Raw genomic sequence first — 21986 nt, forward strand, 5'->3', positions numbered from 1 at the left:
CCTCGTTGGGACGCAACTTCCAGGTGATCTACGAGCAGGCCAACAGCCACGGCCAGAAGGTGCAGACCGCCGGCAACAACATGTCGAGCACCGACGCCGCCGTCGGCGGCAGCTGGGCCTGACAACACAAGCAGTTCCCCGTGGCCCGCACACCGAAGGTGTGCGGGCCACAACCATTTTCGCCACCGGCCCCGGGCGTAGTCGACGTAACGGGGCGCCGTTCAATCGAACTCGACCTATAGTGATTCCCGTCTGCGCTGGTCAGCCCGGTTTACGCGACATTTGAGATCCGTATGAGCCTCGTGACAATGGGGTGTGCGGCGGGGAGAATCAGTAAGCATGGCAGTCATGACGGCAACCACCACACGCGAGCAGCGTCCTCGTCAGGCAATCCTCGGTCAGCTTCCCCGGATCAGCCGCGACGACGGATCACCGATCCGGGTTCTGCTGGTGGACGACGAGCCGGCGCTGACCAATCTGGTCAAGATGGCCTTGCACTACGAGGGCTGGACGGTCGAGGTCGCCCACAACGGCCGCGAAGCGGTCAGCAAGTTCGACGACGTGGAACCCGATGTGCTGGTCCTCGACATCATGCTTCCCGACATCGACGGGCTGGAGATCCTGCAGCGGGTACGCCAAACAGGTCCCTACACGCCCACCCTGTTCCTGACGGCGCGCGATTCGGTGATGGACCGGGTGACCGGCCTGACGGCGGGCGCCGACGACTACATGACCAAGCCGTTCAGTCTCGAAGAGCTGGTCGCCCGGCTACGGGGCCTGCTGCGTCGTTCCAACCACCTTGCTCCGCCCGCCGAGGAGAGCCTGACCATCGGTGATCTCACCCTCGACGGCGCGAGCCACGAAGTGCACCGGGCGGGCACCCCGATCTCGCTTTCCTCGACCGAGTTCGAGCTGCTGCGTTTCCTGATGCGCAACCCGCGACGGGCGCTGACCCGCACCGAAATCCTGGACCGCGTCTGGAATTACGACTTCGCCGGGCGCACCAGCATCGTCGATCTGTACATTTCCTACCTGAGGAAGAAGATCGACGCCGGCAAAGAGCCGATGATCCACACCGTTCGAGGTGTCGGGTACATGCTCCGCGCGCCGGCATAACACCGAGGTAGCTGTTCAATGACCGGAGCCGCAACGACTCCGTGGTGGCGGCCGCGCACGCTACGTCAACAGTTGGTCCTCGGCGTCTCGGCGGTGGTCACTGTCGTGATGCTGGTGGTCGGTGTCATCTCAGTCGTCAGCCTGGGGTCGTACGTCAACGCGATGAACGATGCCGAGGTTTCCGAATCGCTTGACACGCTGAGTCATTCGTTCAGCAGATACCGCTCCGGTGAGATCAGCCAACATCGTGGTATCGAGCACGCGATGCTGAGATTCACCGAGCAGAACCCCGGCAACGTCATCGCCGTGATCCGCGACGGAAACGTGTTGGGCTCGGTGGTCTTCTTCGAGAACGACCCGCGACCGGCGGCCCCCGACGTCATCGCCGCCATCAAAGCCGCGCCCCTGACCGACGGTGAGATACGCACGGTCAAGCTCGGCGGGCTCGGGCCGTATCGGGTCAGCAGCCAGAAGACCAGCAGCGGGGAGATCCTGGTGGTCGGCGTCACCCTGGATCTGGTCAACAAGACCATCAACGGCCGAATCATCAGTGCGACAGTGCTTTCGGTCGCTGCGCTACTCGTGACCGCCGGGTTGACCGCGCTGGTCGTCGGTTACGCATTACGGCCGCTTCGCCGGGTGGCGGGCACTGCGGCCGAGGTCGCCAGTACCACGTTGACCGGTGACGACCATCGCATCACCACCAGGGTCACCCCCGACGACACCGACCCGAACAATGAGGTGGGCATCGTCGGCCACACGTTGAACCGGTTGCTGGACAACGTCGACAGTGCGCTGGCCCACCGCACCGAATCCGACCGTCGCATGCGGCAATTCATCACCGATGCCAGTCACGAACTGCGCACCCCGCTGGCGGCCATCTCGGGCTACTCCGAGCTCACCCGCCAGGACAGTGCGGCGCTGCCCCCGACGACGGAGTACGCGCTGGCCCGAATCGAGTCGGAGGCCCGCCGGATGACGTCGCTCGTCGACGAACTCCTATTGCTGTCGCGGTTGGGCGAGGGCGACGATCTGCGCACCGAAGACGTCGACCTGACCGACATCGTGCTCAATGCCTTCAACGACGCCGCGGTGGCAGCGCCCAGCCACAACTGGACGAAGGACCTGCCCGACGATCCGGTCTGGGTGAGCGGCGACTCCGACCGGCTGCACCAGCTGGTGAGCAATCTGCTGACAAACGGCTGGGTGCACACACCGGCCGGGGTCACCGTGACGGCGGCAGTCAGGTGTCATCGCAACGGAACCGACGGCTCGTACGCCGAGTTGACGGTGGCGGACGACGGACCCGACATCGACCCTGAACTGCTGCCCCACCTCTTCGATCGGTTCGTCCGTGCCAAGGATGCCCCCCACGAGGGTGGCGGGAACGGGCTCGGCCTGGCGATTGTCGACTCCATCGTCAAAGCGCACAACGGGTCGGTCAAAGCCGAATCCGCTCGCGGCCGAACTACTTTCCGGGTGCGCTTACCGCTCGCTAAGTAGCGCGCATCACAGTGTCCTCAGCAAACTAGATTATCGCGCTCGACGCTGCTGCATCGGTTCCGACGTCGCTTACGGCAAACGTAAATTCTGCGACACACTGTAAAGAAATCGTTAGCGACGGCGCTTTGTACATCGATGACGCTTAACTTCTTTCCAGACCTGATCCTCGGGACTAAATTTGCATGCCGGGGCAAAGCCTCGATCACCGATCGACCCGACCGGCTTGTCACGAACGGAGAAGCGATGTCCGTGGTTGCCTACGTCTTGCTGACGCTGGCTGTGTTCGCGATCCTCGGCTGGGCCCAAAAGCTGGTCGAAAAGCTGTGAGTTACGACAACATCATCGGGCTCGGGCTGGCCGCAGTGCTGACGGTCTACCTGGTGGCCGCGCTGTTCTTCCCGGAGAGGTTCTAGGTGAGCACATCCACCGCGGGTATCGCCTTGCTGGTGCTGGCACTGATCGCGGTGTACATACCGCTCGGCGACTACATGTACCGCGTCTACACCTCGACTCGTCACTGGCGCATCGAGAAAGCGGTCTACCGGATCATCGGCGCGGACCCCGAGGCCGAACAGCCGTGGTACGCCTACGCGCGAAGCCTGTTGGCCTTCTCAGCGGTCAGCGTGCTGTTCCTGTTCTTCTTCCAGTTGGTCCAGGGCAAGCTGCCGCTGCACCTGCACGACCCGGCGACCCCGATGACTCCGTCGCTGGCCTGGAACACCGCGGTCAGCTTCGTGACCAACACCAACTGGCAGGCCTACGCGGGTGAGTCGACGCAGGGTCATCTGGTCCAGATGGCGGGACTGGCCGTGCAGAACTTCGTCTCGGCCGCTGCGGGAATTGCCGTGGCGATCGCCCTGGTTCGCGGATTCGCCCGCAGCAGGACCCACGAGATCGGCAACTTCTGGGTCGACCTGGTCCGGGGGACGGTGCGAATCCTCCTGCCGATCTCCATCATCGCCGCGATCGTCCTGATCGCCGGCGGCGCGATCCAGAACTTCCACCTGCACGACCAGGTGGTCACCACGCTGAGTGGCACGCCGCAGACAATCCCCGGCGGCCCGGTCGCCAGCCAGGAAGCGATCAAGGAACTCGGTACCAACGGCGGCGGCTTCTACAACGCCAACTCCGCGCACCCGTTCGAGAACCCGACCAGGGTCAGCAACTGGGTGGAGATCTTCCTGATGATGGCGATCAGCTTCTCGCTGCCCCGCACCTTCGGCCGGATGGTCGACAACACCAAGCAGGGCTACGCGATCGTCGCCGTCATGGGCGTGCTGGCGACGTTCAGCCTGGCCTCGATCGAGCTGTTCCAGCTCAGCCACCACGGGACTGTGCCCACCGCGGCCGGTTCGGCGATGGAGGGCGTGGAGCAGCGGTTCGGCGTCGCGAACTCTGCCGTGTTCGCCGATGCGACCACGCTGACTTCGACCGGCGCGGTCGATTCCGCGCACGACTCGTACACCAGCCTGGGCGGCCTGATCCAGTTGCTGAACATGCAGATCGGCGAGGTCGCGCCCGGTGGCGTCGGCTCGGGCCTGTACGGCATGCTGATCATGGCCATCCTCACCGTGTTCGTCGCCGGGCTGATGGTGGGCCGCACACCGGAGTACCTCGGCAAGAAGATCCGGCCGCGCGAAATGAAGCTGGCAGCAAGCTATTTCCCGGTGACCGAGTTGCTGGTGCTGGTCGGAACCGGTATCGCCATGGCCCTTCCCGGGCCGCGAGCGGGCATGAACAACGCTGGCGCGCACGGTCTTTCGGAGGTGCTCTATGCGTTCACCTCGGCATCCAACAACAACGGTTCGGCCTTCGCCGGGTTGTCGGCCAACACCACGTGGTTCAACACCGCACTGGGCTTGGCGATGGTGCTGGCCAGATTCCTGCCGATGATTCTGGTCTTGGCCCTGGCCGGTTCGCTGGCCCGCCAAGGGCATACACCCGAATCGCCGGGCACCCTTCCCACCCACCGGCCCCAGTTCGTCGGCCTGGTCGCCGCGGTGACAGTTGTGCTGTGCGCCTTGACGTTCCTGCCGGCATTGGCGCTCGGTCCCCTCGCCGAAGGAATCCACTGACATGACCAGCTCAACGGCCCTCAAGCCGAGCTCCAACCGAGCACCGCGCCCCCAGCACAGCGGCCCGGCCCCGGTCCAGGGCGGCCTCATCGATCTGGGCTTGCTGTTCAAAGCCCTCCCTGACGCTGTCCGCAAATTCGACCCGCGCACGCTGTGGCGCAATCCGGTCATGCTGATCGTCGAGGTCGGCGCGGTCTGGTCGAGTGTGCTGACGCTGCGCAACCAGTCCTGGTTCGGCTGGCTGATCGTGTTCTGGCTCTGGCTGACAGTGCTTTTCGGCAACCTGGCCGAGGCGGTCGCCGAGGGTCGCGGCAAAGCCCAAGCCGATACCTTGCGTAAGTCGAAGGCCGACACCATCGCCCGCCGACTCGTCGGCTGGGCACCCGGCAAGCCCGGCACCGAAGAGGACGTGCGCGCGCCGGAGTTGCAGCGCGGTGACATCGTCGTCGTCGAGACCGGTGAGACCATTCCGGGTGACGGCGAGATCGTCGAAGGCATTGCCTCGGTCAACGAATCGGCGATCACCGGGGAGTCGGCGCCGGTGATCCGCGAGTCCGGTGGCGACCGGTCCGCGGTCACCGGCGGAACCACCGTGCTGTCCGACCGGATCGTCGTCAAGATCACCCAGGAGCCGGGCAAGAGCTTCATCGACCGGATGATCGCGCTCGTCGAAGGCGCCAACCGGCAGAAGACGCCCAACGAGATCGCGTTGAACATCCTGCTGGCGGCGCTCACCATCATCTTCCTGTTCGCGGTGGTGACCCTGCAGCCGCTGGCGATCTACTCCAAGCTCAACAATCCGGGGGTGGCGGACACCGCCGCACTGACCGGCAACGGCGTCGACGGTGTTGTGCTGGTGGCGCTGCTGGTGTGCTTGATTCCCACCACAATCGGCGCCCTGCTGTCCGCAATCGGCATCGCCGGCATGGACCGGTTGATCCAGCGCAACGTGCTGGCGATGTCGGGCCGCGCGGTCGAGGCCGCCGGCGACGTGGACACCCTGCTGCTGGACAAAACCGGCACGATCACCCTCGGCAACCGTGAAGCCTCCGAGTTCATCCCGGTCGACGGCGTCACGGCGGAGGAATTGGCGGACGCCGCCCAGTTGTCCAGTCTGGCCGACGAGACGCCCGAAGGCCGCTCGATCGTGGTGTACGCCAAGGAAAACTACGGGTTACGCGAGCGCCCGCCGGGTGAGCTCGCCCACGCGCAGTGGATCGAGTTCACCGCGACGACCCGAATGTCCGGTGTCGACCTCGACGGACGACAGCTGCGCAAGGGCGCAGCGAGCTCGGTGGCCAACTGGATCCGCGAACAGGGCGGCGAGATCCCGGCCGCACTGGGCGACGTGGTCGACGGGATCTCCGCCGCCGGTGGCACCCCGCTGGTGGTCGGCGTGGTCAGCGACGGCTCCGACGGCCCGACCGCCCAGGTGCTCGGTGTCATCCACCTCAAGGACATCGTCAAGCACGGCATGCGCGCCCGGTTCGACGAGATGCGCAAGATGGGCATTCGTACCGTGATGATCACCGGTGACAATCCGTTGACGGCCAAGGCGATTGCCGACGAGGCCGGCGTCGACGACTTCCTCGCCGAGGCCACCCCGGAAGACAAGTTGGCGTTAATCAAGCGCGAGCAGCAGGGCGGCCGACTGGTCGCCATGACCGGTGACGGCACCAACGACGCGCCGGCGCTGGCGCAGGCCGATGTCGGGGTCGCGATGAACAGCGGCACCAGTGCGGCCAAAGAGGCCGGCAACATGGTCGATCTGGACTCCGATCCCACCAAGCTGATCGAGATCGTCGAGATCGGCAAGCAGCTGTTGATCACCCGCGGCGCGTTGAGCACCTTCTCGATCGCCAACGACATCGCCAAGTACTTCGCGATCATCCCGGCCATGTTCGTGGCGCTGTTCCCCGGCCTGGCCTCGATCAACATCATGCGGTTGCACAGCCCGCAGTCGGCGATCCTGTCCGCGGTGATCTTCAACGCGATCATCATCGTGGTGCTGATCCCGCTGGCGCTGCGCGGAGTTCAGTACACACCGAGCAGCGCCTCAAAACTGTTGAGCCGCAACCTCTACATCTACGGCCTCGGCGGCGTCGTCGCCCCGTTCGTCGGCATCAAGCTGATCGACCTCGGCGTGCAGTTCATTCCGGGGATGGGCTGAGATGTTTCCGGACGGCGCGGGTGAGCGGCGCATGACCGCCGGCAATCAGGAGGAGCGGCGCGGATGAACCTGACGAACGTGCTTCGGCAGCACTGGGCGGCGCTGCGCGCGCTGCTGGCGTTGACGGTGATCACCGGGGTCGTCTACCCGCTGGTCGTCTGGGCCATCGCGCAGCTTCCCGGTCTGGCGCCCAAGGCGGATGGCTCGATCCTCAGCAGTAATGGAAAAGCAGTGGGCAGCAAGCTGATTGGGCAGTCGTTCACCGACACGAACGGTAACCCGCTGCCCCGGTACTTCCAGAGCAGGCCCTCGGCCGCGGGGGCGGGCTACGACCCGACCGCATCGGGCAGCAGCAACCTGGGCCCGGAGAGCGTCGTCGACACTCCGGCGGACCCCTCCGGCGCCGGCTTCAAACCCAGCCTGTTGACCCAGGTCTGCTCGCGCAGCCTGGCGATCGGTCACCTCGAAAAGGTCGACGGCTCAAGGCCGTTCTGCACCGGCGGCGGCGTCGGCGCGGTGCTCTCGGTGATCGGCCCGCGGGACCGGGCCGGCAACGTCACCCATCCGGTCACGGTGGTCAGTGTCAACGAGCCCTGCTCGAAGCCCGGGAGCCCGCCGACCATGGTGTTCCAGCGTCTCTTCCGGGGTGCGGTGGTGCAGTGCGCGCAGTACGGCCGCGACTACTCGGTCGGCCAACTCGTTCCGATTCGCGGCTCGGCGCCCGAACAGCCGGAAGTGCCGGCCGATGCGGTCACCGCCAGCGGCAGCGGTCTGGACCCCGACATCTCACCGGCCTATGCCGAACTGCAGGTGGCCCGGGTGGCCCGGGCCCGGGGTGTCAGCGTCGGGCAGGTGCGTGACGCCGTGCGGCACAACCAGCACGGCCGGCTGCTCGGGTTCGTGGGCGAACCGGTGGTCAACGTGCTCGCGGTCAACCTCGAGCTGGATCGCCAGTCACCGGCGAAGTCTTGATCCTGCCGGAGGATGATGGCGAGGTGACCTCAACCAACGAGCCGGTGACCTACGACGATCCGCTGGCTCATCGGGTGCATTCGCAGCGACGCGGCGAGCTGCGCATCTACCTGGGTGCGGCGCCCGGCGTCGGCAAGACGTGCGCCATGCTCGGCGAGGCGCACCGCCGGCTCGAACGCGGGACCGATGTCGTCGCAGCCGTCGTCGAGACGCATGGCCGCAAGAAGGTCGGCGAGCTCCTCGAGGGCATCGAAGTCATCCCGCCGCACTACATCTCGTACCGCGGCAGCACCTTTCCCGAACTCGACATCGACGCCGTGCTGGCGCGCAAGCCCGAAGTCGCACTCGTCGACGAATACGCCCACAGCAACATCCCGGGCAGCACCCACGAAAAGCGCTGGGAAGACATCGAAGCGCTGCTCGACGCGGGCATCATGGTGATCTCGACCCTCAACGTGCAGCACCTGGAGAGCCTCAACGACGTCGTCGCGCAAATCACCGGCATCGAGCAGCGGGAGACCGTGCCCGACGAGATCGTCCGGAAAGCGGCTCAGATCGAACTGGTCGACATCACCCCGGAAGCGTTGCGGCGCAGGTTGGCTCATGGAAACGTCTACCCGTCCGAACGGATCGACGCGGCGCTGACCAATTACTTTCGCGCCGGCAACCTGACCGCGCTGCGCGAGATCGCGTTGCTGTGGCTGGCCGACCAGGTCGACTCCGCACTGGCGAAATACCGAGCCGACAAGAAGATCACCGACACCTGGGAGGCCCGCGAGCGGGTGGTCGTCGCGGTGACCGGCGGACCAGAGTCGGAGACGTTGGTGCGCAGGGCATCTCGCATCGCGTCGAAATCCAGCGCGCAACTGATGGTGGTACACGTCGTTCGCGGCGACGGGCTGTCCGGGGTGTCGCCGCGCGAGATGGGCAAGGTGCGCGAGCTCGCCGGCAGCATCGGGGCCACCGTGCACGTCGTGGTGGGTGAGGACGTGTCCGGCGCGCTACTCGATTTCGCCCGCGAGACCAACGCCACCCAGTTGGTGCTCGGCAGCTCGCGTCGATCGCGGTGGGCCAGCGTCTTCAGCGAGGGCATCGGCGCGACCACCATCAAGAATTCGGGCAAGATCGACGTCCACATGGTCAGCCACGAGGCGGCCAACCGCGGTCTGGCGATGTCGGCTATCTCGCCGCGCGCCCGCCAGGTGGTGTCCTGGCTGGCGGCCGTCGTGCTGCCGCTGGCGATCCTGGCGCTCACGACCCGCCTGGATCCGACTCTGGACATCGGAGGGAAGTCCGCACTGTTCTTCGCCGGCATCGTCGGTGTCGCGCTGTTCGGCGGCGTCTCGCCCGCGCTGCTGGCGGGGGTCCTTTCGGGCGTACTGCTGGATTACTTCCATACCGAGCCGCGGTACTCCTTCGCGGTCAGCAGCAAGAGCAACATTTTGACCGTTGTGCTGTTGCTCGGGGTCGCGATGGCGATCGCCGTGCTGGTGGACGCCGCGGCCAGCCGCGCGCGGGAAGCCAGACGGGCCGGCCAGGAGGCCGAGCTGCTGTCGTTGTTCGCCGCGTCGGTGCTGCGCGGGGCCGACCTCAACGCGCTGCTCGAGCGGGTTCGCGAGGCCTACTCGCAGCGCTCGGTGTGCCTGGTCCGCGAGGTAGACGGTCGGCTGCTCCCGGTCGCGGGAGTCGGCACCGAGTCGTGCGTGACGGTCGACTCCGCCGACACCGCGGTCAAGGTCGGCGACGAAGAGTTCTGGATGCTGATGACCGGGCGGGGGCTGACCGGCCGCGACCGCCGGGTGCTGTCGGTGGTGGCGACGCAGGCGGCCGGGCTCGTCAAGCGGGGTGAGCTCGCCGAGGAGGCCGGAAAGGTCAAGTCGCTGGCCGAAGCCGACGAGCTGCGCCGGCTGCTGCTGTCGGCCCTCGGCCACGACCTGCGGACCCCGTTGACCGCGGCCAAGGCGGCGGCGTCCAGCCTGCGCGCCGAGGACGTCTGGTTCTCACCGGAGGACACCAGCGAGTTGCTGGCCACCGTCGAGGAATCGGTCGATCAGCTGACCCTGCTGGTGGCCAACCTGCTCGACTCGTCCCGGCTGGCGGCCGGGGTGGTGCGGCCGGCGCTGACCGAGGTCTACCTCGAGGAGGTGGTGCAGCGGGCCCTGGTCGGCATCGGCGGGCGCAGCACCATCTACGGACGGGCCAGCATCGACCGGGTCAAGGTGGAGGTCGGCGGGACGGTCGCGATGGGTGACGCCGGCCTGCTGGAACGGGTGCTGTCCAACGTGATCGACAACGCGCTGCGCTACGCGCCCGGCAGCGTGGTGCGGGTCAACGCCGGCCAGGTCGGACCACGGGTGCTGATCAACGTCGTCGACGACGGGCCCGGGGTGTCCAAAGGCGCCGCGGAGCAGATGTTTCAGCCGTTCCAGCGACTCGGCGACTTCGACACCACGACCGGCCTCGGGCTGGGTCTTTCGGTGGCCAAGGGTTTCGTCGAGGCGATGGACGGCACCGTCACCGCCAGCGATACGCCGGGCGGGGGGCTGACCATCCTGGTGGATCTGGCCGCGCCGCTGCGGGGGCAGCGGTCGTGACCGCCGGGGAGTGGCGCCGATGACTCGAGTGATGGTGGTCGACGACGATCCTCAGCTGCTGCGGGCACTCCGGATCAATCTGTCGGTCCGCGGCTATGAGGTGATCACTGCGCCGACCGGATCGCGCGCGCTGACCCTGGCCGCCGAGCATCCACCGCACGTGGTGATCCTGGATCTGGGGATGCCGGACATGTCGGGCATCGAGGTGCTGGGCGGCCTACGCGGGTGGCTCACCGCCCCGGTGATCGTGCTGTCGGCGCGCACCGATTCCTCCGACAAGGTCGAAGCGCTCGACGCCGGTGCCGACGATTACATGACCAAGCCGTTCGGGATGGACGAGCTGCTGGCCCGGTTGCGTGCCGCGGTGCGACGGGCGGCGGTGGCCACCGGCGCGGACAACCCGGTGGTCGAGACCAAGTCGTTTCTGGTCGACCTCTCGGCCAAGAAGGTGATCAAGAACGGCACCGAGGTCCATCTCACCCCCACCGAATGGGGCATGCTGGAGATGCTGGTGCGCAACCGCGGCAAGCTGGTCGGGCGTGAAGAGTTGCTCCGCGAGGTGTGGGGGCCCAAGTACGCGACGGAAACCCATTATCTCCGTGTGTTTCTCGCACAATTGCGCCGCAAGCTCGAAGACGACCCGTCGCACCCCGCCCATCTGCTCACCGAGGCCGGGATGGGATATCGCTTCGAGGTCTGAAAGCCGTTGCACCAGAGCGGCTTACGCCCTCGGCAGCGAGGCCGGCCCTTCCCAGCAAAATCCGACGTTGTTTCGAGAACATGTAAGCCCGTGGTGTAACCTATTTCAGGAACGGCGACAGCAAAGCCGATGCCCACCCGTGCAGAGTGGCGGACGAGAACATGCAGCACCACATCATTGTCAGCGGTGACGACGCGCTGGCCACCACCATCATCGAGGAGCTGGAGAGCGCCGGCACAACGGTAGTCAGGCTGGGCAACGGCGACCTCACCCCGGTCTGCGACAAACTCGAGCAAGCCGAGATCGCCGATGCACTCGCGGTCGTATGCGCGGGTGACGATGACGCGGCCAATCTCGAAATCGCCTTGCTGGCAAGGAGATCCAACCCGTCAGTGCGTGTTGTGGCCAGGTTGGCCAATGACGTGCTGCGGGCGGCGGTGGCTGCCGACAACGGCCCCGGCGCGATCCTCGACGTTGCCGAACTGACCGCGGGGTCGGTGGTCGAAGCATGCCTGGCCCGCCGGACCCACCCGTTCGAGGCGGCCGGAACCGAATTCCTGGTCTCGGGCAGCGAAGCACCGCGGGCCGCCACCCTGCGGGAGATCTACGGAGATCTGGCCCCGGTGGCGATAATCCACGGCGAGAACTCGTCGAGTCCGGGTGAGATCGAGGTCTGCCCGACCCGCAACCAGCGGGTGCTTGCCGGCGACCGCGCGGTGATGATCGGTACCGCCGATGAGTCCGCCCAGCGCGGCCTCAAGATCCGGCAGCAGGTCCGGACGCAGACGCAGCGGCTCGGAGTGCGACGGGCGCTCGACGCAGTGCGCACCGTCGTCAACGACTTCAATCCGGCCTTCTATCCCGCCCTGGCGGCCGCCTTGACCCTTGTCGTCATCTCGATGTTGTTGTTGCGCTTCAACTATCAACACCCGCGGATGTCCTGGGTCGACGCGCTGTACTTCACCATCGAGACGATCACGACGACGGGCTACGGCGACTTCAGCTTCGCCCACCAGGAGACCTGGCTGCGCATGTTCGCCGCCATGTTGATGTTCGGCGGAGCCACCACCATCGCCCTGCTGGTGGCGTTCATCGCCGACGTGCTGCTGTCCCGTCGCTTCGTCTTCGCCTCGGCGCGACCCCGGATGCGCCACCTGCGCAACCACGTCATCGTGGTCGGGCTCAGCGCCCTCGGGATGCGGGTGATCGCCGACCTGGTCGAAGCGGGCCACGACGTCGCGGTGATCGAGATCAACGAGGACAACCGGTTCCTGTCGGCGGCGCGGGCACTGGACGTCCCGGTGATCTTCGGCGACGCGACGCTGCGGCAGACGCTGGAAGCGGCACGGGTGGAGCGGGCCCGCGCGGTGGCGGTGCTGACCCGTGACGACATGATCAACATCGAGACCGGCATCGTGCTGGCCGAGATGCTGGGCCCGAAGGTGGTGCCCAAGGACAACAAGCGCGCCGACATCTCAGTGGTGCTCCGGGTGTACGACCGGGCGCTGGGACTGGCGGTCGCGCAGCGGTTCGGTTTCGAGAACGTCCGTTCCTCGGTCGCGTTGGCCGCGCCGTGGTTCATCGGGGCCGCGATGGGCGTGGAAGTGCTGGGCACCTTCTCGATCGGCCAGAGCTCGTTCATGGTCGGCGCAATGCTGGTGGCCGAGGGCAGCGAGCTCGACGGCCTGCCGATGGGCGACCTGTCGCCCCGGACGCGGGTGATCGCCATCTGCCGGCAGGACTCCCCCATCGACCTGCACCCCCGTCACGAGAACCCGCTGCGCGACGGCGACACCGTCTATTTGGTCGGGCCGTACCGGGACCTGGTGGCCACGCTGCGCAAGGGACTGCCGCCGCGGCACGCGGTGGCAGCTGAGGAAGCCGCCGACGGCGTCGCCGAAGCACCCGAGACCGCGGCTGACATCAGCGCCGGCCCCCGGGCATGGACCGGCTGAGCGACCGCCCGAGCAAACCATTCGTACAACATGCTGGCTGAAACCTGGCAACTCGCTGGAGAGGCAGCTCCCACCGCGAGACTATGCCGCTGACCGCTTAGTATCGGGCCCGAGCTGGTGCACGAAGGCGCAAAAACGGGTGTCGACGGTTCGGTGAACCTGAGAAATACAAAGGATAAACCTGATAGATATCAGTGATTGCTGGCGCGCCTAGTCGGTGCGTTGAGACAACGAATTGTGTATCTCGGGTCAAAATCCGATAATGGCTTGTCTACCGGCCAAGATATCGCGCTGGTGGATGTGGTGTTCACCACTCGGCGCCAGATTTCAGGCGGTTTGCTCGACCATTGTCGGAGAGGAAAATCATGCTTTCGGGGAGCGCTGAGCCGGAATGTCGCGAGCGCCTGTCCGCGCCCTGCGACGCGGTGATCGGCGCGGACGGATGCACCTCGAGACCGGTAACGATTCTGACGGCGGCTCACGACGCGCCGGGTACGCAAGCGACAACCATCACCGCACGTGCCACCATTCACCCGACGGCGACAGCTGGGTGCTGGGCCGGCTCGACCGGGGTGAATTAGAGGAGTCGGCGAGCAATGTATTTTGGGAGTTACCCGCCGGAGATCAACTCCGCCCGCATGTATGCCGGCGCCGGGGTGGAACCCCTACTGGTCGCTGCGGAGGCCTGGGATTCACTCGCCGGTGAACTGCAGTCGCTGGCGAGCTCGTATTCATCCGTTATCTCCGGGCTGACATCCGGCCAGTGGATGGGGCCCGCCGCGACCTCGATGAGCGCGGCGGCAGCGTCGTACGCGGCGTGGTTGCGAACCACCGCCGCACAGGCCGAGCAAACCGGCGCGCAGGCGAAATCCGCCGCCGCCGCCTACCAGGCAGCCTTCACCGCGACCGTTCCGCCGCCGATGGTGGCGGCCAACCGCAGCCTGCTCGCGACGCTGATCGCCACCAACCTGTTCGGCCGCAACACCCAGGCGATCGCGGCGAACGAGGCGCAGTACGGCGAGATGTGGGCGCAAGACGCAGCGGCGATGTACGGCTACGCGGCGTCGTCGGCGGCCGCGACACAACTGACGCCCTTCAATCCGCCTCAGCAGAACACCGACCCGAGTGCCTCGGCCAATCAGGCCGCCGCAGTCGGCCAGGCCACCGGTAACGCCGCCGGCAATGCGCAGAGCTCGATCCAGCAGGCTTTCTCGGCCGTTCCGTCCGCGCTGTCGAGCGCGGCCGCGGCTCCTGCCGCCGCGGGCGACCCGCTGGGCACGCTCAGCGACCTGATCGCCATCTTCTTGGACGTGCCGGCCAACGTCGCGACATTCACCGCCGACATACCCCTGGGGACCCTCAGTGTGGTCGCACTTCCCTTCGACGTCATCAGCGCGCTGACCGGTCAACACACCGACAAGATCGTGAGCGGCTGGAACGGGCAGACGCCGTGGCCCGGCGTCGGACCCGCGCCGGTGCAGCCGTTCCCGGCACCCCTGCTGAACTTGCCGGCCGGCACGGTGCCGTCGCCTCGGCTGTCCGCGGGTATCGGCGAGGCGAACACCGTCGGCGGTCTGTCGGTACCCCCGAGTTGGACGGTCGCCACGCCTGCGGTCAAACCGACCGCGGTGACTCTGCCGGCTTTGCCGGCCACCACCGTCGCCGGCGAATCACTGTCCGGCGCCTCGGGCAGCGCGTTGAGCGAGATGGCCTTGTCCGGGATGGCCGGCCGAGCGATGGCCGGCACCGTCGGCACCGGCGTCAGCCGAGCCCGCGGTGTTGTGGCTCGGCCTACCGATACGCCAAAAGCCAATGATCGCAAGCTAACCGGCGGTGACGACGAGACAACGCCGGCGAAGCCGCGAGCGGTGATCACCGGTGTCGCGGCCGAGTTGCGGGAGTTCACCAAGCTTCGCGACGAAGGAATCCTCACCGACGAGGAATACACCGAGCAGAAGAACCGCCTGCTTGGCCGCTGAAATGCCCACCACCGTCTGGCGGCTTCATCAGTTGTCAGGCCGCGTCACAGAGACAAAGGGAATGCGCAGCAATGGATTTCGGTTTCTATCCGCCGGAGATAAACTCCGGCCGGATGTATTCCGGTCCGGGATCAGGGCCGATGCTGGCCGCTGCGCAGGCCTGGATGGCGCTGGCCGACGAGCTGTACACCGCGGCCAGCGGTTACCAGTCGACCGTTTCGGAGCTGTCCCAAGACTGGTCGGGGCCGTCGTCGGCGACGATGAGTGCCGCAGCCGCCACTTTCGTCGAGTGGCTCAGTGCCACCGCGGCGCAGGCTGAACAATCCGCCACCCAGGCACATGCGGCGGCGGCAGGATACGAGACGGCATTCGCCATGACCGTGCCTCCGCCGGTGATCGCGGCCAACCGCAGCCTGCTGGCGGCGCTGGTAGCGACGAACTTCCTGGGGCAGAACACGCCAGCGATCGCGGCCACTGAGATCCAGTACGCGGAGATGTGGGCGCAGGACGCCGCAGCGATGTACGGCTACGCGGCGTCCTCGGCGGCCGCGACGTCGCTGACGCCCTTCACCGAGCCGCGGCAGAATACCGATCCCGGTTCGTCGGCCGGTCAGGCCGCCGCGGTCGGTCAGGCCACCAACACCGCTGCCGGCCAGGCGCAAAGCACTGTTTCGTCTGTGCAGCAGAGCTTTTCGGCGGTGCCTAACGCGCTGCAAGGGCTGGCGACGTCCGATTCGGCCGGCACCGGTACCGCGGCCGCCGGAGACACCCTGGACACTTTGAGTGATCTCATTTCCATTTTCCTGTCCGCGCCCGCTGACGTTGCCCTCTTCACCGCTGTCATACCGCAGAGCGTGATGGGAACCCTGGTGGATCTTCCCTTCGTCATCGTGGATTCGGAGACCGGCCAGCACACCGACGGGATCATCAGCAGCTGGAACGGCGAAGACCCGTACATCAGGCCAAGTGGTCTGCCGTCCAACGACTTTCCCGCGACCATCCTCAACCCGACCCCCAGCGCGCAGGGTGCCTTCGTGGCGGGCATGCAGGACGCGGAATCGATCGGCAAGTTGTCGGTACCGCGAAATTGGACGGTGGCCGCAGGCGAGGTCGAGCCGACCGCGCACGCGACCCCGCTCAGCGCCGCCAACGCCGCAGCCGCACCCGCCGCCGAGGCCGGGGCGGCAAATACGTTGAACCAGATGGGGATCAGCGGGATGGCCGGGCAGGCGATGGCCGGCTCGCCCGCAACCGGTGCTGTCAATGAGGACAGCAGACCGGCTCGGCTGACGGGTGCCGACGACGCCGACGACACCGACGGCGAGACCGAGGCGACACCGGCCCCGCGGTCCGTGATGACGGGTGTGGCGGCCGCGATCCGCGACATCGCCGAGCAGCACGCCGCCGGGCGGTTGAGCGAGCAGGACTACACCGAGCAGAAAAAGCAGCTGCTGAAGATTTCGTTCGGGCAGTAGGTCAGTCGGAGATCGACAGCGCGATGCCGTCCAAGATGTCGTGCTCGCTGACGGTCAACTCCTCGATGCCGGCCCGCTCGCGCAGCGCGCTCGCCAGTTCTTCGATCACGATCGCACCGCCGCCGATCACGTCGACCCGGCCTTCATGCATGGGTCCCAGCGCCGCCCGCCGGGCGCGCGGCATGCCGATCAGCCCGTCGCAGACGGTGAGCAACCGATCCACGCCGACACGCGAAAGGTGAATGGCCGCAGAGTCATACGTCGTCATGTCGTGGGCGAGCGCCGCAACCGTCGTCATCGTGCCGGCCAGCCCGACCCAGGTGCGCGCGCGTTCCACCGGCACGACGCGTAACGCCTCGCCGAGTCGTTCCCGCACCACCGCACGCGCCGCGTCCACCTCCGCGGCCGTCGGCGGGTCGGAGTGCAGGCACCGCTCGGTCAGTCGCACGCAGCCGATGTCAGCCGAGAAGCTCGCCGCGACGGTGTCCGTCCCCAACACCACCTCGGTCGATCCACCGCCCAGGTCGACGATCACGAACGGGCCCGCTGCAGAATCCAATTCGTTGACCGCACCGCGGAACGACAGCTCAGCCTCCTGCGCGCCGCTAATCACCTCGGCGACGGCGCCGTCCGCCACGGCGCCGAGCAGATCGGCCGTCATCTCGAAGAAGACGTCACGATTGCCGGCGTCGCGGGTGGCCGACGTGGCTACCATCCGGACGCGGTCGACACCGTGCCCGACGCACAACTGTGCGTAGTCCGCGAGCGCAGACCGGGTGCGCTGCAATGCCTCCGGCGCGAATTGACCGGTGGCGTCCACACCCTGACCGAGTCGCACGATGCGCATCTCGCGATGCACGTCGCTCAGGAGCCCGTCGGAGGCGTCGGCGATCAGCAACCGGATCGAGTTCGTGCCACAGTCAATCGCAGCCAGGCGGGTCACGGTGTCCACTCCCCCGGTTCCAGTATTCCGGCCATCGAGGGTTCGACGGCCAGCACCGCCAGCGCCTCGTCGCCGAACGGGTTGAGCCCCCGGCCTTTCGCCAGCGAATGCGCGATCAGCACGTGCAGGCACTTGACCCGGTCGGGCATCCCACCGCCGGAGAACGTGGTGCCCAACGGCTCGATGGAATCCCGTTCAGCCAGGAAGGATTCGTGGGCGCGCCGGTAGGCGGCGGCCAGCTCGGCGTCGGACTGCAGACGCTGCGTCATCTCCCGCATCATCCCGGTGGTCTCCAGCCGGCTCGCGGCCGCGGTCAGCGCCGGATGCGTCAGGTAGTACAACGTCGGAAACGGCGTTCCGTCCGGCAGTTTCGGCGAGGTCTTGACCACAGCGGGTTCACCATTGGGGCACCGGTAGGCGATGTCGAGCACTCCGCGTGGCTCGCGGCCCAGCTGGCGGGCGACCGCCTCGAGGTCGACAGGATCAACCACCGGGCGGCAGGCCGTTCGGGGCCGGGGGTGGTGCCGGTGGCGGAGCTGGCGCGGGAACCGGTGCGCCGTGCGGGCTGTCGGCGATGGTGTGCCACAGCGAGGTGTACCAGGGGTCGTTGTTGGGGGCCGTCTTCGGCTGCGAGCCGGGGTCAGTCGGCAGCACCGCGCCGGGCGGCAGCTGAACCTGGTAGGGGATCTCGCCCGGCATGACGAAGCCGAGCCGCTCGCGAGCCTGTGCCGCAATGTACGCGGGGTCGCCGAGCTTGCCCTTCTGCTGCTCCAATTCGGAAATCTGTTGACGCAGAGCTGATTCCGATGCCGCGAGCTGCTTCATCTCGGTGCGTTGGGCGAAGTAGGTGCGGACCGGACCGGCGATGGTCAAGGTCAGCACGCAGATCACCGCCGCGAGGATCGCCGCCCGCCGCGCGGTCAGACCCAGGCGCTGATCCGAGCGATGCTCTGCCGATTCCGCGATCGCCTGTTTGATCGGTTCGACGACCTCGGGCATCGCCCGGGTCGACGTGGCGGGACCACGCCGCGCCGCCGTCGACTTGCGCGGACGGCCGCCCACCGAATCGCCAGCCCGACCCGGCCGCGACGCCGGTGCGCGCCGCTTCGGTTCTGGCCGTTTCGATTCGGGCATCAGGAGTGACCTTCGGCGCTACGGCGTGTACCTGGGAAACGCCAGATCGCCGGCGTAGCGGGCGGCGTCGCCCAGAGCTTCCTCGATGCGCAGCAGTTGGTTGTATTTCGCCACCCGCTCGCTGCGGGCCGGGGCGCCGGTCTTGATCTGACCGCTGCCGACCGCGACCGCGAGGTCGGCGATCGTGGTGTCTTCCGTCTCGCCGCTGCGGTGGCTCATCATCGTCCGGTAGCCGCTGTGGTGCGCCAGCGCGACCGCGTCGAGTGTCTCGGTAAGCGTGCCGATCTGATTGACCTTGACCAACAGGGCATTCGCGGCGCCCTTGTCGATTCCTTCTTCCAGGCGTTCGGGGTTGGTGACGAACAGGTCATCGCCGACGATCTGGACCCGATCACCGATGGCGTTGGTCAGACCCACCCAGCCGTCCCAATCATCCTCGGACAGCGGGTCTTCGATGGACACCAGCGGGTAGGCGTCGAGCAGTTCGGCGTAGAACTGCGCCATCTCGTCGGCACTGCGGGTCTTCTTCTCGAACTGGTATCCGGTTCCGTCGGTGTAGAACTCGGTCGCCGCGACGTCGAGCGCCAGCGCCACGTCGGCGCCCAGCTTCAGACCGGTGGACTCGATGGCCGCGCTGATGACGTCGAGCGCGGCCTTGGTTCCCGCCATGTCGGGTGCGAATCCGCCTTCGTCACCCAGCCCGGTGGACAGCCCCTGCTTCTTCAATGCGGACTTCAGCGCGTGGTAGACCTCGGCACCCCAGCGCAGCGACTCGTAGAAGCTCGGCGCACCGATCGGCGCCACCATGAACTCTTGGACGTCGACGGCGGTGTCGGCGTGCGCGCCGCCGTTGAGGATGTTCATCATCGGCACGGGCAGGATGTGCGCGTTGGGTCCGCCCAGGTAGCGGAACAGCGGCAACTCCGCTGAGTCGGCGGCCGCCTTGGCCACGGCGAGAGAGACACCGAGGATGGCGTTGGCGCCGAGACGGGACTTGTCCGGTGTGCCGTCCAGATCGAGCAGCGCCTGGTCGACCAGTCGCTGGTCGTCGGCGTTGAGACCGATGACCGCCGGAGCGATCTCGTCGAGCACTGCCTGCACTGCCTTTTTGACGCCCTTGCCGCCGTACCGGTCGCCACCGTCGCGCAGTTCCACTGCCTCGTGCTCGCCGGTCGACGCGCCGGAGGGCACCGCGGCCCGCGCAAACGTCCCGTCGATCAGGGCCACCTCGACCTCGACCGTTGGGTTGCCGCGGGAATCGAGGATCTCGCGGGCCCCGACCTGCTCGATAATCGGCACTGGTTCTCCTTGCGTCGTGAGGGTTACAGCCTCGCCTAGCCTAGAGAGCCTAAAGCCTGCTCAGGGGGAGTGCCCTGCGGCATAGGCGGTAGCCGCGTCGCGAACAGCGCGAGCGTAGACGTCGGAGTCGTTGTAGGCCCACAGCGCCGCCGTCCACCCGCGGGCGGTGGCCAGATCCTTCCCGCGCCAGCACAAATATCCCGCGGCGGACAGAGCGGCATCGTCGATGTTGTCGACGTCGATCTTGCCGTCGTTGTTGGCGTCCACGCCGTACTCGCGCCAGGTCTCGGGAATGAACTGCATGGGGCCCATCGCGCGGACGGTGTCCGGCTCGCCGTCCATTCCACCCGGCTCACCGCCGAGGATGCGCGGCTCGTTGTCGATGATGCGCATCGTGCCGTTGGTCCCGTCCAGCACGACCCCCCGGATCGGCGGGCGGACGTCGCCGTTGGGGAACAACGTCGCGTGGTGGTAGGTCCCGTGGTGGCTTTCCACCTGCCCGATTCCGGCCAGCGTCGTCCAGGCGATGTGGCAGTTCGGGTTCTCCACCTCGGCGACCCGCGCCGCGTAGCCGTAGGCCTCCAGCGCGGTCACCGGGATGTGCATCGCCGGGGCCCGCTGCGCGGCCCACGCGTGGAGCTGATCAGCGGGCCGACCTTTGGCGTGGGTGTCGACCGGCGGCACGATCGCACCGGGTGGTGGCGGTACGCCCTTGGGAATGTAGGGGCCGAGCTGCCAGCTGCAGCTGGATGCCAAAAGCAGCGTCGTTGCGCCTACGACGGCCAACGCGCGCAGCCAGCGGACCCGCGACACAAGACTCCCTAAACACGACTTCTCACCCATGGTCCCACGGCCCGGAAGTGCCCCACCGGGCCACCGACAGCGCGTGTCACGCGCATCACCGTTGTCCAGCAGCGATGACCAGCGCCTGAGCTGAATCCCATCGAACCCCACCCGCGTGCCCGGGCGTGTCGAACGTCACCGCGACACCTGCGTACGCGCGCGTAATAACGCTGTCAGCCCTCGGGGTCCTCGGCGACACCCTCCGTCAGGGATTTGATTTCCGGTTCGGCTCCATCCACCGGCCAGCAGGCGCGCCACTCGTCTTCGGTGATCGATTCGACCGGGGGGACGTCGAGCTCGGTCAGAATGTCTGCCGAGCGACGTCTGCCGGCGACCACCTTCTCGACACCGCGCACGGTGTCCATGAACTGCAGCACCGCCGTGCGCAAGGTGTCCTCGGCGTCGACATCGACCGCCACGCTGATCGAGGTGATGTTCGCCGGAATCAGGTCGGCCGGAAAACCTGCCTTGGTGACGCGCTGAATCACTTTGTGCGCCAGAGCCAAAGCCGGCTGGCCGGTGGGCACGTTGTCGACCACTGAGTCGCGCGGCGCCTCTTGGGCTTTGCGCTCCTCCCACTGAGCCAACTGGTCGTCCAACGAGATCGGCTCTCCGCCAAGGACTCCCGGGGCGCGGTTGCCGAGCTTACGCAGCAACGCGTCGGCGACGTCGTCGATGGTGAACGGATGCGCGGGAGCGTCTTCGGCGATACGCGCGTGGAACAGCACCTGCAGCAACACATCACCAAGCTCGTCGCGCAGAGAATCCGCATCGCCGCTGCGGACGGCGTCGAACAGCTCGTAGGTTTCCTCCAACAGGTAGCGGCGCAACGAATCGTGGGTCTGCTCGCTCTCCCACGGTCCGGCGGTACGCAACTTGTCCATCATCGCGACGGCGTCCAGCAAACGCTCCCCCGGCGCCCGGCCGGGGGCCGAGATCAGCCGCTCGCCGGCGGACAGCCGAGCCGTCACCGAGGGGTGGTCGGGATCGGAGGACAGCAGCACCGGGGCGTCCTCACCGGTGTGGGCCGGACGCGCCGCCGGCAACGACCAGGGCACTGCGACCGGCATCTCCTCGGTGTACTGCACTTCACCGGAGAGCAGTTCGATGGCTTCCACCGGCACCAGCGACGGCCGCCGCGGGTCGACCAGTACTACTGTCATCGGCGCCATTCCTCCACCCCGGCACGGCCGGGGTCATCGTCATCAGCGCAAGTCATCGGCGCCAT

At 67.0% G+C, this 21986-nt stretch carries 18 protein-coding genes and 1 pseudogene; 13 read left to right on the forward strand and 6 right to left on the reverse strand.

Features of this window, described 5'->3' with window-relative positions; genetic code table 11:
• From CYU59_RS13840 to CYU59_RS13900, 13 genes and pseudogenes are all read left to right on the forward strand, one after another.
• Positions 1–122: pseudogene (locus tag CYU59_RS13840) on the forward strand (type VII secretion protein EsxI); the annotation flags it as partial.
• Positions 123–348: 226 nt separating this feature from the next.
• Positions 349–1116, forward strand: coding sequence for a response regulator transcription factor (locus tag CYU59_RS13845; protein ID WP_292990428.1), 768 nt, complete (start codon positions 349–351; stop codon positions 1114–1116).
• Positions 1117–1134: 18 nt separating this feature from the next.
• Positions 1135–2619 carry a HAMP domain-containing sensor histidine kinase gene (locus CYU59_RS13850; RefSeq protein ID WP_292990431.1) on the forward strand — a complete coding sequence of 495 codons (1485 nt, stop codon included), beginning with the start codon at positions 1135–1137 and terminating at the stop codon, positions 2617–2619.
• A 135-nt stretch (positions 2620–2754) separates the two neighbouring features.
• Positions 2755–2946, forward strand: coding sequence for a hypothetical protein (locus tag CYU59_RS13855; RefSeq protein ID WP_292990433.1), 192 nt, complete (start codon positions 2755–2757; stop codon positions 2944–2946).
• Entirely contained in the window at positions 2943–3032 is a 90-nt protein-coding gene (kdpF, locus tag CYU59_RS13860) for a K(+)-transporting ATPase subunit F (RefSeq protein WP_292990435.1), read from the forward strand. The genes CYU59_RS13855 and kdpF overlap by 4 nt, the downstream gene beginning before the upstream one ends.
• On the forward strand, positions 3033–4694 hold the full coding sequence (gene kdpA / locus CYU59_RS13865; RefSeq protein WP_292990437.1) for a potassium-transporting ATPase subunit KdpA: 1662 nt from the start codon (positions 3033–3035) through the stop codon (positions 4692–4694).
• 1 nt (position 4695) lies between these two features.
• The gene (gene kdpB / locus CYU59_RS13870; protein WP_292990440.1) at positions 4696–6864 is read left to right on the forward strand and encodes a potassium-transporting ATPase subunit KdpB; all 2169 of its coding nucleotides are present in this window, start codon (positions 4696–4698) and stop codon (positions 6862–6864) included.
• A 63-nt stretch (positions 6865–6927) separates the two neighbouring features.
• Positions 6928–7836, forward strand: coding sequence for a potassium-transporting ATPase subunit C (locus CYU59_RS13875; protein ID WP_292990442.1), 909 nt, complete (start codon positions 6928–6930; stop codon positions 7834–7836).
• A gap of 44 nt (positions 7837–7880) precedes the next feature.
• Entirely contained in the window at positions 7881–10430 is a 2550-nt protein-coding gene (locus CYU59_RS13880) for a sensor histidine kinase KdpD (protein WP_292990478.1), read from the forward strand.
• A 19-nt stretch (positions 10431–10449) separates the two neighbouring features.
• Positions 10450–11130, forward strand: a complete 681-nt coding sequence (locus CYU59_RS13885; RefSeq protein ID WP_292990445.1) for a response regulator — start codon at positions 10450–10452, stop codon at positions 11128–11130.
• 161 nt (positions 11131–11291) lie between these two features.
• Positions 11292–13085, forward strand: a complete 1794-nt coding sequence (locus CYU59_RS13890) for an NAD-binding protein (RefSeq protein ID WP_292990448.1) — start codon at positions 11292–11294, stop codon at positions 13083–13085.
• A 596-nt stretch (positions 13086–13681) separates the two neighbouring features.
• On the forward strand, positions 13682–15064 hold the full coding sequence (locus CYU59_RS13895) for a PPE domain-containing protein (RefSeq protein ID WP_292990450.1): 1383 nt from the start codon (positions 13682–13684) through the stop codon (positions 15062–15064).
• 71 nt (positions 15065–15135) lie between these two features.
• Positions 15136–16539: a PPE family protein gene (locus CYU59_RS13900; protein WP_292990452.1), complete on the forward strand. Its 1404-nt coding sequence runs from the start codon at positions 15136–15138 to the stop codon at positions 16537–16539.
• A gap of 1 nt (position 16540) precedes the next feature.
• On the opposite strand, the gene CYU59_RS13905 is transcribed toward CYU59_RS13900, so the two are convergent.
• The 6 genes from CYU59_RS13905 to CYU59_RS13930 form a co-directional block, all read right to left on the reverse strand.
• Entirely contained in the window at positions 16541–17482 is a 942-nt protein-coding gene (locus CYU59_RS13905) for a Ppx/GppA phosphatase family protein (RefSeq protein ID WP_292990454.1), read from the reverse strand.
• Positions 17479–17973 carry a DUF501 domain-containing protein gene (locus CYU59_RS13910; protein WP_292990456.1) on the reverse strand — a complete coding sequence of 165 codons (495 nt, stop codon included), beginning with the start codon at positions 17971–17973 and terminating at the stop codon, positions 17479–17481. The genes CYU59_RS13905 and CYU59_RS13910 overlap by 4 nt, the downstream gene beginning before the upstream one ends.
• Positions 17966–18616: a septum formation initiator family protein gene (locus tag CYU59_RS13915; protein ID WP_292990458.1), complete on the reverse strand. Its 651-nt coding sequence runs from the start codon at positions 18614–18616 to the stop codon at positions 17966–17968. The genes CYU59_RS13910 and CYU59_RS13915 overlap by 8 nt, the downstream gene beginning before the upstream one ends.
• A gap of 18 nt (positions 18617–18634) precedes the next feature.
• Positions 18635–19915 (reverse strand): phosphopyruvate hydratase, encoded by a 1281-nt coding sequence (eno, locus tag CYU59_RS13920; protein WP_292990460.1) that lies wholly within the window; start codon positions 19913–19915, stop codon positions 18635–18637.
• Between the two features lie 60 nt (positions 19916–19975).
• A complete protein-coding gene (locus CYU59_RS13925) occupies positions 19976–20728 on the reverse strand; it encodes a lytic murein transglycosylase (RefSeq protein WP_292990462.1) in 753 nt (250 codons plus the stop codon).
• A 203-nt stretch (positions 20729–20931) separates the two neighbouring features.
• Complete coding sequence (locus tag CYU59_RS13930) at positions 20932–21921, reverse strand: nucleoside triphosphate pyrophosphohydrolase (protein WP_292990465.1); 990 nt, start codon at positions 21919–21921, stop codon at positions 20932–20934.
• Positions 21922–21986: the final 65 nt, after the last annotated feature.

The organism is Mycobacterium sp. (assembly GCF_002863225.1).
Lineage (GTDB): Bacteria > Actinomycetota > Actinomycetes > Mycobacteriales > Mycobacteriaceae > Mycobacterium.

Bases quoted from the DNA above. Each gene is read 5' to 3' on its own strand.
- CYU59_RS13850 (WP_292990431.1), top strand. From the start codon at position 1,135: ATGACCGGAGCCGCAACGACTCCGTGGTGGCGGCCGCGCACGCTACGT.
- CYU59_RS13855 (WP_292990433.1), top strand. From the start codon at position 2,755: ATGACGCTTAACTTCTTTCCAGACCTGATCCTCGGGACTAAATTTGCA.
- CYU59_RS13900 (WP_292990452.1), top strand. From the start codon at position 15,136: ATGGATTTCGGTTTCTATCCGCCGGAGATAAACTCCGGCCGGATGTAT.
- CYU59_RS13845 (WP_292990428.1), top strand. From the start codon at position 349: ATGACGGCAACCACCACACGCGAGCAGCGTCCTCGTCAGGCAATCCTC.
- CYU59_RS13890 (WP_292990448.1), top strand. From the start codon at position 11,292: ATGCAGCACCACATCATTGTCAGCGGTGACGACGCGCTGGCCACCACC.
- CYU59_RS13895 (WP_292990450.1), top strand. From the start codon at position 13,682: ATGTATTTTGGGAGTTACCCGCCGGAGATCAACTCCGCCCGCATGTAT.
- CYU59_RS13875 (WP_292990442.1), top strand. From the start codon at position 6,928: ATGAACCTGACGAACGTGCTTCGGCAGCACTGGGCGGCGCTGCGCGCG.
- CYU59_RS13885 (WP_292990445.1), top strand. From the start codon at position 10,450: ATGACTCGAGTGATGGTGGTCGACGACGATCCTCAGCTGCTGCGGGCA.
- CYU59_RS13915 (WP_292990458.1), bottom strand. From the start codon at position 18,616: ATGCCCGAATCGAAACGGCCAGAACCGAAGCGGCGCGCACCGGCGTCG.
- CYU59_RS13930 (WP_292990465.1), bottom strand. From the start codon at position 21,921: ATGACAGTAGTACTGGTCGACCCGCGGCGGCCGTCGCTGGTGCCGGTG.
- kdpB (WP_292990440.1), top strand. From the start codon at position 4,696: ATGACCAGCTCAACGGCCCTCAAGCCGAGCTCCAACCGAGCACCGCGC.